This is a genomic window from Amycolatopsis sp. NPDC049691, from assembly GCF_040675005.1.
Lineage (GTDB): Bacteria > Actinomycetota > Actinomycetes > Mycobacteriales > Pseudonocardiaceae > Amycolatopsis.
In genome coordinates, this window is the sequence record NZ_JBFANX010000019.1 from 1 (window position 1) to 15,727 (window position 15,727).

Annotated in this window: 4 protein-coding genes; all 4 read left to right on the forward strand. The window is 74.3% G+C overall.

The window, feature by feature from the left end:
* Positions 1-100: 100 nt before the first annotated feature.
* On the forward strand, positions 101-1,519 hold the full coding sequence (locus AB0J40_RS34605) for a cation:proton antiporter (RefSeq protein ID WP_364461729.1): 1,419 nt from the start codon (positions 101-103) through the stop codon (positions 1,517-1,519).
* An 8-nt stretch (positions 1,520-1,527) separates the two neighbouring features.
* Entirely contained in the window at positions 1,528-2,724 is a 1,197-nt protein-coding gene (locus tag AB0J40_RS34610) for a macrolide family glycosyltransferase (protein ID WP_364461732.1), read from the forward strand.
* Positions 2,721-3,920 (forward strand): cytochrome P450, encoded by a 1,200-nt coding sequence (locus AB0J40_RS34615; RefSeq protein ID WP_364461735.1) that lies wholly within the window; start codon positions 2,721-2,723, stop codon positions 3,918-3,920. The genes AB0J40_RS34610 and AB0J40_RS34615 overlap by 4 nt, the downstream gene beginning before the upstream one ends.
* Before the next feature lie 121 nt (positions 3,921-4,041).
* On the forward strand, positions 4,042-15,726 hold the full coding sequence (locus AB0J40_RS34620; protein WP_364461738.1) for a type I polyketide synthase: 11,685 nt from the start codon (positions 4,042-4,044) through the stop codon (positions 15,724-15,726).
* Position 15,727 lies beyond the last annotated feature (1 nt).

The window sequence follows — 15,727 nt, forward strand, 5'->3', positions numbered from 1 at the left end:
GCCCGCCCCCCCACACCCGGGTGGGTAGAAAAAGACTGGTACTAACCCTTGAACACCCCCCCCCACGGCGTGGCGACCACCCTGATCGGAGAGGCCAGTCATGTCATCGCTCGACGAGCGCACCAGCGCCGAGCCCGAATCACCCGCCGGGACGCGGGGCCGGGCGTGGATCTCCTACCTGGCCATGGTGGTCGTCCCGGTCGTGATCGCGTTCTTCCTGCTGCGCACCAGCCCGGACGGCGGCGCGACGGCGACCGGGCACGCGGGTGGCGCGCCCGATCCGGTGGCCAAGCTGCTGTTCGCCCTGCCGGTGATCTTCCTGGCCTGCCGGCTGCTCTCGGCGCTCGCGAAGCGGCTCGCGCAGCCGACGGTGATCGGCGAGATCTTCGCGGGCATCCTGCTCGGGCCGTCGTTCCTCGGCTGGCTGTGGCCGGCGGCCTACCACTGGATCTTCCCCGACTCCCTGGCCCCGACGATCAACACGTTCGCCCAGATCGGCCTGGTCATCTTCATGTTCCTGGTCGGCTACGAGCTCGACGTCGAGCTGGTCCGCCGCCGCAGCAAGGCCGCGGTGCTGGTGAGCCACGTGAGCGTCGCGATCCCGTTCCTGTCCGGCGTGCTGCTCGCGTTCGTCCTGCACCCCACGCTCGGCGCCGGCGTCGACCGGTTGCCGTTCTCGCTGTTCCTCGCGATTTCGATGAGCATCACCGCGTTCCCCGTGCTGGCGCGGATCATCACCGACCGCGGGATGACGAAGCTGCCGATCGCCGCGCTGGCCCTGAGCTGCGCCGCCGTCGACGACATCACGGCGTGGTGCCTGCTCGCGCTCGTCGTCGCCATCGCCAGTGCCGGTTCCCTGGCCGCCACCGGCCTGACCATCGGGCTCACGATCGCGTTCTTCGCGCTGATGCTGTTCGTCGTACGGCCACTGCTGCGCCGGCTGTTCGCCCCGACCGACCACGGCCAGAAGGCGCTGCCGACGACGGCGGTGGTGTCCGTGCTGCTGGCCGGGTTGCTGCTCTCCGCGCTGGCCACCAACGCCATCGGCATCCACCCGATCTTCGGCGCGTTCCTCTTCGGCGCGGTGACGCCGCGCGGGTCGCTGCCGATCCGCCAGGCGACCGAGCAGATGCACGCGCTGACGGTGACCCTGCTGCTGCCGCTGTTCTTCGTCTACACCGGACTCCGCACCAAGTTCGACCTGATCGGCGCCGACCCCACGCTGTGGCTGTGGTGCGCGCTGATCGTCGTCGTGGCGATGCTGGGCAAGTGGGGCGGGAGCCTGGCCGCGGCGCGGCTGTCCGGGATCGGCAGGCGGGACGCGTGGTCGCTGGGCGCGTTGATGAACTGCCGGGGGCTGACCGAGCTGGCGGTGCTGAACATCGGGCTCGACCTCAAGGTGATCAGCCCGACGATGTTCGCGATGCTCGTGGTGATGACCCTGGTGACCACGGTGGCCACCTCGCCCGCGCTTTCGCTGATCGAGCGGTACCGGCGCCGGCGCGTTCCCGCCGCGTAGGAACGGTCATGAGCGACATCACCTTCCTGCCCTACCCGGCCTACGGGCACATGACACCGGCGCTGCCGGTGGTCGCCGAACTGGTCCGCCGCGGCCACCGGGTCACCTGCTTCACCTCCGGTGAGTTCGCGGACCGGGTCGCCGCGACCGGTGCCCGCGCCGCGGACTACGGCTGCGACCTGTCCACCGCGCAGCCGGACATCACCGACGCCGACGAAGCCGCGCGGGCGCCGCTCGACCTGCTCGAACAGAGCATGGCCGTGCTGCCCGCCGTGGAACGCCTGCCCGCACCGGACCTGCTCGTCTACGACACGACGCTGTGGGCGCCGGGCCGGCTGCTGGCCCGGAAGGCGAACCTGCCCACCGTGCAGCTGTCGGCCACGGCCGCGTCGAACGAGCACTTCTCGCTCACCAAGGAGAACCAGACCTTCGGCGAGCCGGTCGACCCGGCGCACCCGGCGATCGCCCGGTTCGTCACGCGGCTCGGCGAGCACCTGGCCGGGCACGGCCTCGGAGCGCTGACGCTGGCGGAGTTCTTCACCGGCGGCGACGAGTTCACGCTGGTGTTCCTGCCGCGGGCGTTCCAGCCGGCCGGGCAGACCTTCGACGACCGGTTCGCCTTCGTCGGGCCGTCGGTCGGCGGCTCCGCCGGTTCGTGGACGCCGCCCGCCGACGGGCGGCCGGTCGTGCTGATCACGCTGGGCACGACCGTCAACGACCGCCCGGAGTTCTTCCGCACCTGCGCCGAGGCGTTCGCGGGCCTGCCGTGGCAGGTGGTGCTCACCCTCGGGAAGCGAGTGGACCCGGCCGCACTCGGGCCGCTTCCGGCCAATGTGGAGGCCCACCGCTGGGTCGCCCACCCCGACGTCCTTCCGCACTGCTCGGTGTTCCTCTGCCAGGGCGGGATGGGCAGCCTGATGGAGGCGCTGTACTTCGGCGTCCCCGTGATCGCCGTGCCGCACCACCCGGAGCAGCACATCAACGCCCGGCAGATCCGGCGCCTCGGCCTCGGGGTGTCCCTGGACAAGGAGACGGTGACCGCCGCGGGCATCCGGGACGCGGTGCTCGCCGTCGACCGCGACGACGCCGTGCGCCGGCGCGTCGACCTGATGCGGCGCGAGGTGCACGCCGCCGGCGGGGCGGTCCGCGCCGCCGCCGAAATCGAGGCGCGGGTCGCGCCGCTGGCCGGAGGGAGCCGGAAGTGACCGAGCCGTTTTCGCTGCCCGTCAAGCGCAGCTGCCCGTTCGACCCGCCCGACGAGTACCGGACGCGGCCGCCGGTCGGTCCGCTCGCGTTCGAGGCCAGTCCCGGGCCGGCCACGGGCTGGCTGGTGACCAGGCTGTCCGACGTCCGCGCGGTGCTGTCCGACGCCCGGTTCAGCCACCGCAACGACCTCGTCGCGCTCGCCGTGCCGCCGCCGTTCCCGATGGACACCTACGAACCGGAGCCGGCCGCGCCCGGCGCGTTCCCGAAGATGGACGGCGCCGACCACGCGCGGTACCGGAAGCTGATCGCGAAGTACTTCACCGTGCGGCGCACCCGCGAGCTGGTCCCGGCCGCCGAACGCATCGCCGGCGGGCTGCTCGACGCGATGGCCGCGCACGGGACGGAAGCCGAGCTGGTCACCGCCTACGCCGAGCCGCTGGCGACCCGGCTGATGTGCGAGCTGGTCGGCGTGCCGGAGTCCGACCGCGAAGAGCTGCTGCACCACCTGAACGTCGTGGCCCGCATGCGGTACACCCTGGACGAGCTGATCGCCGCGATCACCGTCGTCGGCGGCACCCTGGAACGGCTCGTCGACGCGGCCTTCGACGACCCCGGCGAGGACATGCTCGGCGAGCTGGCGAGCACCGGCGAACTCGACCGGCCCGAGCTGGTCAACCTCGCGTGGGCGCTCGTCGGCGGCGGCTTCGACACCACGACGAACATGCTGGCGCTGGGCACTTTCGCGCTGTTCGAGCACCGTGCGCAGCTGGCGCGGGTGCAAGCCGATCCGGCGTTGTGGCCCAACGCCGTCGAGGAGCTGCTGCGCTACCTGACGGTCTCGCACCTGGGTGCGAGCCGGGCGGCGCTGGCGGACGTCGAGCTGGGGGAGCACGTGATCCGCGAAGGCGAGACGGTGGTCGTCGCGCTCCCCGTGGCCAACCGCGACCCCGAGCGCTTCCCGGACCCCGACCGGCTCGACCTCGGCCGCGTGACCCAGGGCCACGTCGCGTTCGGCCACGGCGTGCACCAGTGCATCGGCCAGCACCTGGCCCGGTTCACCATGCAGGTGGGTTTCCGGGCGCTGTTCGAGCGGTTCCCCGAGCTGCGGCCGGCGGTGCCGGCGGACCAGGTGCCGCTGCGCGACGACATGCTCCACTACGGCGTGCACGCCCTCCCCGTCACCTGGGCGCGCTGAAGTCCTTTAGGCACCGCACTAGACCTCACCTGTCCGTCGTGGACAGCGTTGCCGCGCCCGTGGTGCCGTGGACGTCGAGCCGCCGTCACAGGAAGGAAGCCGCCCGCCGATGGAGCGTGAGATGACGGGTTTTGCGAGCACTCCGGGCGAACCGGTCGCCGTGGTCGGGCTGTCCTGCCGCTTTCCGGGCGCGGACGGTCCCGACGCGTTCTGGCGGCTGCTGACCGATGGCCGCAGCGCGATCACCGAGGTGCCCGCCGACCGGTGGGACGCCGGGGAAACCGGGGTACGGCACGGCGGGTTCCTCGACGCGGTCGACCGGTTCGACGCCGCGTTCTTCGGCATCTCGCCGCGCGAGGCCGCCGCGATGGACCCGCAGCAGCGCCTGGTGCTGGAACTGGCGTGGGAAGCGCTGGAACACGCCGGGATCGTGCCCGCCACCCTCGGCGGGAGCGCCGCCGGCGTGTTCGTCGGCGCGATGTGGGACGACTACGCCGCACTCGTGCACGCGAGCGACGCGCGGGCGATCGGCCACCACACCATCACCGGGGTCCACCGCAGCCTGCTCGGCAACCGCGTCTCCCACTTCCTCGGCGCGCACGGCCCGAGCTTCACCGTCGACTCCGGACAGTCGTCCTCGCTCGTCGCCGTCCACCTGGCGGTGCAGAGCCTGCGCCGCGGCGAGTGCCCGGTCGCTCTCGCCGGCGGGGTCAACCTGATCTTCGCGCCGGGCAACGCCGTCACCACGGCGAAGTTCGGCGGGCTTTCGCCGGACGGGCGGTGCTTCACGTTCGACGCCCGCGCCAACGGGTTCGTGCGCGGCGAGGGCGGCGGCCTCGTCGTCCTCAAACTGCTGGCGCGGGCGCAGGCCGACAGCGACGAGATCCTCGGCGTCATCCGCGGTACCGCCGTCACCAACGACGGCGCCGGCGAGGGGCTCACCGTCCCGGACGCCGACGCGCAGGCCGCCGCGGTCCGGAGTGCCCATGCCGACGCCGGGATCGAGCCGTCGGTCGTGGGGTACGTCGAGCTGCACGGGACCGGCACGAAGGTCGGCGACCCGATCGAAGCGGCCGCGCTGGGCCGGGTCTTCGCCGCCGGGCGGGCCGAGCCGCTGCCGGTCGGCTCGGTCAAGACGAACATCGGCCACCTGGAAGGCGCGGCGGGGATCGCCGGGCTGCTCAAGACCGTCCTCGCGGTGCGGCACGCCGCGCTGCCCGCGAGCCTCAACTTCACGACACCGAACCCGGCGATCCCACTCGACGAGCTGAACCTGCGCGTGGTGACCGAGCCCGCGGACTGGGCCGGCCGCCGGATCGCCGGGGTCAGCTCGTTCGGGATGGGCGGGACCAACGCCCACGTCGTCCTCGAAGCGGCCGATCCGACCCCACCCCGTGCGGCGCCGGACACGGCCGCGCCCTGGCTGCTCTCGGCCCGCACCGCCGCGGCGCTGCGGGCGCAGGCGGGCCGCCTGCTGTCGCATGTGGACGAACACCCGGAACTGTCCTCTGTGGACATAGGCTGGACGCTGGCGAACCGGCGCACGGCGTTCGAGCACCGCGCGGTCGCCGACGGCCGCGAAGGGCTGCGCGCGGTCGCCGACGGACTGGGCGTCACGCAGGGCGTGGCGGCGACGAGCGACGGCCGCGTGGCCTTCGTCTTCCCCGGCCAGGGCGGGCAGTGGGCCGGGATGGCCGCCGAGCTGCTCGACGCCTCGCCGGTGTTCGCCGCGCGGCTGGCCGAGTGCGCCGCCGCGCTGGCACCGCACCTCGACTGGGACGTCGTCGACGTCCTGCGCCGGGGGACGCCCTCGCTCGAGCGCACCGACGTGCTGCAGCCGGTGTTCTGGTCGGTCGCGGTGTCTCTGGCCGCCGAGTGGCGAGCGCGCGGGGTCGAGCCCGCGGCGGTGCTCGGGCACAGCCAGGGCGAGCTGGCGGCCGCCGTCGTCGCGGACGCGCTGTCGCTGGAAGACGCGGCGCGGATCGTCGCGCTCCGGGCCAAGCTGCTCGCCGGCCGGATGGCGGGCCACGGCGGCATGCTGTCGGTCGACCTGCCGGTCGACGCCGTGACCGAGCTGCTCACCGCGTACGCCGGCCGGCTGTCGGTCGGCGCGGTCAACGGCCCGGCCACCACGGCGGTCTCCGGCGACCTCGACGCCCTCGACGAGCTGCAGGCCGAGCTGACCGCACGGGAAGTGCGCACCCGCCGGATCGCGATCGCCTACGCTTCGCACTCCGCGCAGGCCGAGCCGCTGAAGGACGAGCTGCTGCGGCTGATCGCCGGGATCCGGCCGCGGGCGTCGGCGATCCCGTTCTACTCGTCGACCGCGGGCGGCCGGCTCGCCACCGAACACCTCGACGCGGACCACTGGTTCGCGAACCTGCGGCAGCCGGTGCTGTTCGACCCGGCCGTGCGCGCGGCGCTGGACGCGGGCATCGGCGTGTTCGCCGAAGTCAGCCCCCACCCGGTGCTGGTCGCCGGGGTGGTGGCGACGGCGGCCGACCACGACCGCCCGGCCGCGGCGGTGGGCACGCTCCGCCGCGGCGAAGGCGGCCCGGCCCGGTTCGCGAAGTCGGTCGCCGAGCTGTGGACCCGAGGCGGCGCCGTCGCCTGGACGTTCCCCGGCGCGCACCCGGTGGACCTGCCGACGTACGCCTTCCAGCGCGAGCGCTTCTGGCTCGGCAGCACCGAACTCGACAGCACCGAAACCGTCGGTACCCCCCGATACACTGGAGACCGGGGGGCGGAGGCCCGCCCCCAGCCCACCCAGGACCTCCTCGAGACCGTCCGCGCCCACACGGCGCTGGTCCTCGGCCACCCCGGCCCGCAGGCGATCGACCCCACGGCGTCGTTCAAGGACCTCGGCTTCGACTCGATCACCGGCGTCGAGCTGTGCGAGCGCCTGTCCGCCGAGACGGGCCGCAAGGTCCCGGTCACCGCGGTGTTCGACCATCCGACCCCGGCCCGTCTCGCCGCGATGCTGGCCGGGACGACCGACGCCGACCAGACACAGGTGACCGGCGGAGACGAGCCGATCGCCATCGTCGCGATGAGCTGCCGCTACCCGGGTGGCGTGCGCTCGGCCGACGACCTGTGGGACCTCGTCAAGAACGGCCGCGACGTCATCGGCGGCCTCCCCACCGACCGCGGCTGGGACCTCGACGCGCTCTACGACCCCGACCCCGGCCACCAGGGCACGTCCTACGCGCGCCACGGCGGCTTCCTCGCCGACGTCGCCGAATTCGACGCGGACTTCTTCGGCATCTCGCCGCGCGAAGCCCTGGCGATGGACCCCCAGCAGCGGCTGCTCCTGGAAACCGCGTGGGAGGCGTTCGAGCACGCCGGCATCGACCCGGCCTCCCTGAAGGGCAGCCGCACCGGCGTCTACGTCGGCGCCACGAACTCCGAGTACGGCCCGCGGCTGGCCGAAGGCGGCGAAGGCGGGCACCTGCTCACCGGCACGACCGGCAGCGTCGCCTCCGGCCGGATCGCCTACGTCCTCGGCCTGGAAGGTCCGGCGCTGACCGTCGACACCGCGTGCTCCTCCTCGCTGGTCGCGCTGCACCTCGCCGTGCGCGCGCTGCGGGCGGGGGAGTGCACGCTCGCGCTGGCGGGCGGCGCGGCCGTGCTGGCCGGTCCCGGGATGCTCGTCGAGTTCAGCCGCCAGCGCGGCCTTTCCCGCGACGGCCGCTGCCGCGCGTTCTCGGCCGACGCCGACGGCACCGGCTGGGCCGAGGGCGCCGGTGTCGTGGTCGTGGAACGGCTCTCCGACGCCCGCCGCAACGGCCACCCGGTGCTCGCCGTCGTGCGCGGCACGGCGGTCAACTCCGACGGCGCGTCCAACGGCCTCACCGCCCCGAACGGCCCGTCCCAGCAACGCGTGATCCGCGCCGCGCTGGCCGACGCCGGCCTGGCACCGTCCGAAGTGGACGTCGTCGAGGCGCACGGCACCGGCACGCCGCTGGGCGACCCGATCGAAGCCCAGGCACTCATCGCCACCTACGGCCAGGACCGCGAACGGCCGCTGCTGCTCGGCTCGCTGAAGTCGAACCTCGGGCACACCCAGGCCGCCGCCGGCATCGGCGGCGTGATCAAGGTGGTGCAGGCACTGCGCCACGGCGTCGTCCCGCGCACCCTGCACGCCGGCGAGCCGAGCCCCCGGATCGACTGGTCCGCGGGCGCGGTGACCCTGGCCGCGGCGGAGCAGCCGTGGCCGGAGACCGGCGCACCCCGCCGGGCCGGCGTGTCCTCCTTCGGCATCAGCGGGACCAACGCGCACGTGATCGTCGAGCAGGTCCCCGAACCCGAGCCGGTCCCCGTCGTCGAGGATTCCCTGGGCGTGTGGGTGCTATCCGGCCGTTCCGAAGCCGCGGTCGCGGACCGGGCGACGGCGTTGGCGGAGACCGAGCACGGCGTCGCCGACGTCGGCTGGTCCCTCGCGGCGACGCGGACCGCGTTCGAGCACCGGGCCGCGGTGGTCGGCGAACGCGGCGAGCTGCTGACCGGCCTGCGCGAGATCGCCGCGGGGACTCCGGGCGCGTCGGTGGTCACCGGCGTCGCCGGTCCGGTCGGACGCACGGTCTTCGTCTTCCCGGGCCAGGGTGCGCAGTGGGCCGGCATGGCCGCCGGCCTGCTCGGCGAGTCACCGGTTTTCGCGGAACGGTTCGCCGAGTGCGAGGCAGCCTTGGAGTCCTTTGTGGATTTCTCCCTGCGGGACGCGGACCTGGATCGGGTCGACGTCGTGCAGCCGCTGTCGTGGGCGGTGATGGTGTCGCTGGCCGCGCTCTGGCAGTCCTACGGTGTCACGCCGGACGCGGTCGTCGGCCACTCCCAGGGCGAGATCGCCGCGGCCGTGGTCGCCGGTGGACTGTCCCTCGAGGACGGTGCCCGGGTGGTCGCCCTGCGCAGCAAGGCGATCGCGGCCGGACTGGCCGGCCAGGGCGGCATGGCGTCGATCGCGGCGGACGCCGAGCGGGTCGAAGCCCTGCTGGACGACCGGATCTCCATCGCGGCGTTCAACAGCCCGTCCTCGACGGTCGTGGCCGGAGACCCCACCGCGCTGCAGGACCTGGTCGCCCGCTGTGAAAGCGAGGGCCTCCGCGCCCGGCTGATCCCCGTGGACTACGCGTCCCACTCTGCGCACGTGGAAGCGATCGAAGCCGAGCTGCGTGAAGTGCTGGCCCCGATCCGGCCGCGCACCGGGGAAATCCCGTTCTACTCGACCGTGACGGCCGAACCCGTCGACACCGCGACGCTCGACGCCGGGTACTGGTACCGCAACCTGCGGCAGCCGGTGCTGTTCCACGAGACCGCCGACGTGCTCGCCGAGCGCGGCCACCGGTTCTTCGTCGAGGTCAGCCCGCACCCGGTCCTCGGCGGCGCGCTCCAGGACACCCTGGACGCGGCCGTCGTCGGGACGCTGCGCCGCAACGAGGGCGGCCTCCGCCGGTTCCTGCTGTCGGCCGCCCAGCTGTGGGCGCACGGTCACGACGTCGACTGGTCGGCCCACCACCCCCCGCGGCGCACGGTGAGCCTGCCCACCTATCCCTTCCAGCGGCAGCGGTTCTGGCTCGAGCCGGCGGCCGAACCCGACGGCGACAGCGGGTTCTGGACGGCGCTCGACGAGGACACGTTCGGCCTCGCCGAAGACACGCCGTGGCGCGACGCACGCCTCGCGTTGACCCGCTGGCGACGCCAAGCCGATCTGGACAGCCGGCGCCACCGCATCGCCTGGCGTGCGCTGCCCGAGCCGGCCGCCGCCCCGCTCACCGGCACCTGGCTCGTCGTCACCTCTGCTCCCGGCGCGCTCGACGGACTCGGCGCCGACGTCGTCGAGGTGCTCGCCACCGACGACCGCGCGGCCCTCGCCGAACGGCTGACCGGCCTGACCCCCGACGGCGTGCTCGCCCTGCCCGCGCCCGGCGACGACCCGGTCGGCGCGGTCACCCGCGCGACCGTCCTGGTCCAGGCACTCGGTGACGCCGGCATCGACGCACCCCTGTGGTGCCTGACCAGCGGCGCGGTCGCCCCGCTCGACACCGACCCGGCGCCGAAGCCGGAGCAGGCCGCGGTCTGGGGCTTCGGGCGCGTCGCCGCGCTGGAGCACCCCGGCCGCTGGGGCGGGCTCGTCGACCTGCCCGGGACGTGGGACGCCGAAACGCTCGCGCGGCTGGCCGCCGTGCTCGCCGGCCCCGAAGACCAGGTCGCCATCCGGCCGTCCGGCGTCTTCGCCCGCCGCCTGGTCCCGGCCGCCCTGCGGGGCAGGGCACCGGCCCGGACCTGGGAGACGCGCGGCACGGCGCTGGTCACCGGTGGCACCGGCGCGCTGGGCAGGCACCTCGCCCGGTGGCTCGTCGCCCGCGGCGCCGAGCACGTCGTCCTGACCGGCCGCCGCGGCGCCGACGCCCCCGGCGTGGCCGGACTGCGGGCGGAGCTGGGTACCCGGCTGAGCGTCGTGGCCTGCGACGTCGCCGACCGCGACGCCGTCCGCGAACTCCTCGAAGGCATCGACGATCTCCGCACGGTCGTGCACGCGGCGGGCGTCGGCACCCTCGCCGCGATCGCCGACACCGGCCCGGACGCGATCGCCGACGTCCTGCGGGCCAAGGTGCTCGGCGCGCGGCACCTCGACGACCTGCTCGGCGACCGCGAACTGGACGCGTTCGTGCTGTTCTCCTCGATCTCCGGGGTCTGGGGCGTCGCCGACCACGCCGCCTACGCCGCGTCGAACGCCTACCTCGACGCCTTCGCCCTGCGCCGCCGGGCGCTCGGCCGGACCGCGCTGTCGGTGGCCTGGGGCCCGTGGGCCGGCGGCGGCATGATCGCCGAAAGCCTGCACGACGTCCTCGCGCGCCGAGGTGTCCCGGTCATCGAGCCCGAGCCCGCCCTCGCGGGCCTCGGCCAGGCGCTCGACCACGACGAGGCGTTCGTCGCGCTGGCCGAGATCGACTGGCCGGTGTTCGCCGAGGTCTTCACCGCCGTCCGGCCGAGCCCGCTGCTCGCCGAGCGGCCCGGAGCGCAAGCCCACGAAGAACCCGCCGCGGCGTCCGACTGGCTCGCGGGCCATTCCGGACCCGAGCGGGAAAAGCTGGTGTCCACTGTGGTCCGGCAGCAGGTCGCGGCCGCGCTCGGGCACGCGAGCCCGGAGGCCGTCGACGTCCGACGCGCGTTCAAGGACCTCGGTTTCGACTCGCTCACCGCCGTCGAGCTGCGCAACCGGCTGACCGCGGTGACCGGGCTGAAGCTGCCGAGCACGTTGGTCTTCGACCACCCCACGGTCGCGAAGCTGACCGAGTTCCTGCTGGGCGAAGTGACGCCGGAGTCCACAGTGGACGCCGGGCCGGTCGAGGACGACCCGATCGCGATCGTCGCGATGGGCTGCCGCTTCCCCGGCGGGGTCACCTCCCCCGAAGAGCTGTGGACGCTGCTGTCCGACGGCGTCGACGCGATCTCCGGCCTGCCCGCCGACCGCGGCTGGGACGTCGGCTCGCTCTACGACGCCGACGCGAGCCGGCCGGGCACCACCTACGTCCGCCACGGCGGGTTCCTCGACGGCGCCACCCGGTTCGACCCGGCGTTCTTCGGGATTTCCCCGCGGGAAGCGCTGGCCATGGACCCGCAGCAGCGGCTGCTCCTGGAGGTCTGCTGGGAGGTGTTCGAGCGCGCGGGGATCGACCCGGCCACGCTCCACGGCACCCCGGCCGGCGTGTTCGTCGGCCTGACCGACCAGGCCTACGGCTCGGGCGGCGGCTCCGAGGGGGAGGACTACCTGGTCACCGGCGCGGTGTCGAGCGTCGCTTCCGGCCGGATCGCCTACGTCCTCGGCTTGGAGGGCCCGGCCGTCACGGTCGACACGGCGTGCTCGTCGTCGCTGGTCGCGCTGCACCTCGCGGCGCAGTCGCTGCGGGCGGGGGAGTGCTCGATGGCGCTGGCCGGCGCGTCGATGGTGATGTCGACGCCGAGCCAGTTCCTCGGCTTCAGCCGCCAGCGCGGCCTCGCGCCCGACGGCCGCTGCAAGCCGTTCTCCGCTTCCGCGGACGGGTTCGCCCTCGCCGAGGGTGTCGGTGTCCTGCTGGTCGAGCGCCTGTCCGACGCGCGCCGCCGCGGGCACCCCGTGCTCGCGGTCCTGCGCGGGTCGGCGGTCAACTCCGACGGCGCGTCGAACGGCCTGACCGCCCCCAACGGCGGGTCCCAGCAGCGGGTGATCCGCGCCGCCTTGGCCAAGGCCGGGCTCCGGCCGTCCGAAGTGGACGTCGTGGAGGCGCACGGGACCGGCACCCCGCTGGGCGACCCCATCGAAGCGCAGGCGCTGATCGCCGCGTACGGGCCCGAGCGCGAACGGCCGTTGCTGGTCGGCTCGCTGAAGGCGAACCTCGGGCACACCCAGACCGCGTCCGGGGTCGCCGGGGTGATCAAGGTCGTCGAGGCGATGCGCCACGGCGTGCTGCCGCGGACGCTGCACCTCGACGAGCCGACCGCGGAGGTGGACTGGTCGGCCGGGGTGGTCGAGCTGACGGCCGAGGACCGGCCGTGGCCGGAAACCGGCGCCCCGCGCCGCGCGGGCATCTCGGCGTTCGGCATCAGCGGCACCAACGCGCACGTGATCCTGGAACAGGCACCGGAAGAGCCCCCGGTGGACGCACTGCCGGACACCGTGGGCACCTGGGTGCTGTCGGCCCGGTCGGAAGCCGCCGTCCGCGAGCAGGCGGCGGCGCTGGCGGAGACCGGGCACGGCGTCGCCGAGGTCGGGTGGTCCCTGGTGCACACCCGGCCGGCCTTCGAGTACCGGGCCGCGGTCGTCGGCGATCGGGACGAGCTCCTGGCCGGGCTGCGCGAGCTGGCCGCCGGCGGTCCCGTCACCACCAGGACCGCGGGGGAGACCGTGTTCGTCTTCCCGGGTCAGGGCGCGCAGTGGGCGGGAATGGCGACCGGGTTGCTCGACGAGTCACCGGTCTTCGCCGAGCGGATCGCGGAGTGCGCGGCCGCGTTGGCCCCGTACGTGGACTGGTCCTTGACGGAGGTCCTGGGCGACGCGGCGGCCCTGGACCGGGTCGATGTCGTGCAACCGGCGTCGTGGGCGGTGATGGTCTCGCTCGCGGCGCTCTGGCGGGCGCACGGGGTCGAGCCCGACGCGGTCGTCGGGCATTCCCAGGGCGAGATCGCCGCCGCCGTGGTCGCGGGTGGACTGTCGCTCGAGGACGGTGCGAGGGTGGTCGCCCTGCGCAGCAAGGCGATCGCGGCCGGCCTCGCCGGCCGGGGCGGGATGGCGTGGATCGCCGCCCCGGAAGCCGAGATCACCCCGCTGCTGGAACCGTACGACGGCCGGATCTCCCTCGCCGCGGTGAACGGGCCCGGTTCGGTCGTCGTCTCCGGCGAAGCCGAGGCCATCGAGGCGCTGCTCGCGGCCGCCGGCGAGCTGCGGGTCCGCCGCATCCCGGTGGACTACGCCTCCCACTCGGCCGCGGTCGAGGCGATCGAGGCCGAGCTGCGTGAAGTCCTCGCCGCGATCCGGCCCCGGTCGTCGTCGATCACGTACCTCTCCGGCGTCACCGGCTCGCCGATCGACACGGCCACGCTGGACGCCGGGTACTGGTACCGCAACCTGCGCCGGCCCGTCCGGTTCCACGACGCCACGAAGGCGCTCGTCGAAGCCGGGCACCGGTTCTTCGTCGAGGTCAGCCCGCACCCGGTGCTCGGCGCGGGCATCGAGGAAACCCTCGACGAGGCCACGGACGCGGCCGCCGTCGTCGGGACCCTGCGGCGCAACGCGGGGGATCTCCGGCGGTTCCTGACCTCCCTGGCCCAGCTGTGGGCGCACGGCCACGACGTCGACTGGTCGGTCCGCTACCCGGTCAAGCGCACGGTCCCGTTGCCGACCTATCCCTTCCAGCGGCGGCGGTTCTGGCTCGAACCGCGGTCGGCGACACCGGTCGTCCGGTCCGCTGTGGACGATCTGCGGTACGACGTCCGGTGGAGCCCCGTGGCCACGCCGCGGGCGACGAGCCTCGACGCCGGCTGGCTCGCCGTGGTCCCCGCCGGGCTGGCCGCGCGGGAGCTGCTCGGTCCGGACGTCCGCGTGCTCGAAGTGTCCACTGAGGACCGGTCCGGGCTGGCGGTTCTCCTGGCCGCCGAAGCGCCGCCGACCGGCGTCGTTTCCTTTCTGGCGCTCGACGACGACCCGTATCCCGACCACCCGGTGCTCCCCGCCGGGCTCGCCGCCAACGTCGTGCTCACCCAGGCGCTGGCCGACGCGGGCGTCACCGCCCCGCTGTGGTTCGCCACCCGCGGCGCGGTCTCGGTCGACCCGGGCGAGCCGCTGGTCAATCCCACCCAGGCCATGGCGTGGGGCCTCGGCGGCATCCTCGGGCTCGACCAGCCCGATCGCTGGGGCGGCCTCGTCGACCTGCCCCCGGTGGCGGACGCCACGACGGCCGGCCGGCTCGCGGCCGTGCTCACCGGCCACGACGGCGAAGACCAGGTCGCCTTGCGGCCGTCCGGGCTGTTCGCCCGCCGGCTCGTCCGCGCGGCGGCGGCCCCGCCCGCCGGGACGCGCTGGCGGCCGCGCGGCACCGCGCTCGTCACCGGCGGCACGGGCGCGCTCGGCGGGCACGTCGCCCGCTGGCTGGCCGCGGGCGGCGTCGAGCACGTGGTGCTCACGAGCCGCCGAGGCGAGCACGCGCCGGGCGCCGCGGAGCTGACCGGTGAACTGTCCGCGCTCGGGGCCAAGGTGACCGTCGCCGCCTGCGACGTCGCGGACCGCGAGGCGCTGCGCGAGCTGCTCGCTGACCTGCCGCCGATCAACGCCGTCGTCCACACCGCGGGCGCGGTCGACGTCGAACGGCCGCTCACGGCCGTGACCCTGGCCGACATCGCGCACCTGGCCGAGGCGAAGGTGCGGGGCGCGCAGAATCTTGACGAGCTGTGCGACGACCTCGACGCGTTCGTCCTGTTCTCTTCCGGCGCGGGCGTCTGGGGCAACGCGGGCCAAGCGGGTTACGCAGCCGCGAACGCGTACCTCGACGCCCTCGCGCACCAGCGGCGCGACCGCGGCCTGCCCGCGACGTCGATCGCCTGGGGCGCCTGGGCCGGCGGCGGCATGGTCGACGAGAGCGTCGGCGCGCAGCTGGACCGGCGCGGGGTGCCGATGATGCGGCCCGAACTGGCGGTCACCGCGATCCAGCCGTCGGTCGACACCGGGAGCCCGGCGAGCGTCGTCGCCGACATCGACTGGGTCAAGTTCACCCCGCTCTACACCGCGGCGCGGCCGCGTCCGCTGCTGCGTGAACTGCCCGAAGCACAGCAAGAGTCCCCTGTGGACAGTGGCGGCGAACTGGCGACGCGGCTGCGCGCGGTGTCGGATAGCGAACGCGACCGAGTGGTGCTCGATCTGGTCCGCGGCGAGGTCGCCACGGTGCTCGGGTTCCCCGGCCGGGACGCCGTCCGGCCCACGCAGACGCTGAAGGAACTCGGGTTCGACTCCCTGACCGCGCTCGACCTGCGCAACCGGCTCGGGGCGGCGACCGGCCTGAAGCTGCCCGCGACGCTGGTCTTCGACTACCCGACCCCGGCCGCCGTCGCGAAACACCTGCTCGCCGGGCTCGTCGTCGAAGAGACAGCCACCGATGAGCTGGACCGGATCGAGGCCGCGCTGGCGGCCCTTCCGGCCGAACTGGTCACCGCGCGGCTGCGGAAGCTGCTGTGGAAGTGGGACGAAGCCGGCGAAGCCGAGGACGAAGACCTCGAACTCGACACGGCGACCGACGACGAGATGTTCGCGGCGATCGACCGAGAACTCGGAATCTCTTGAC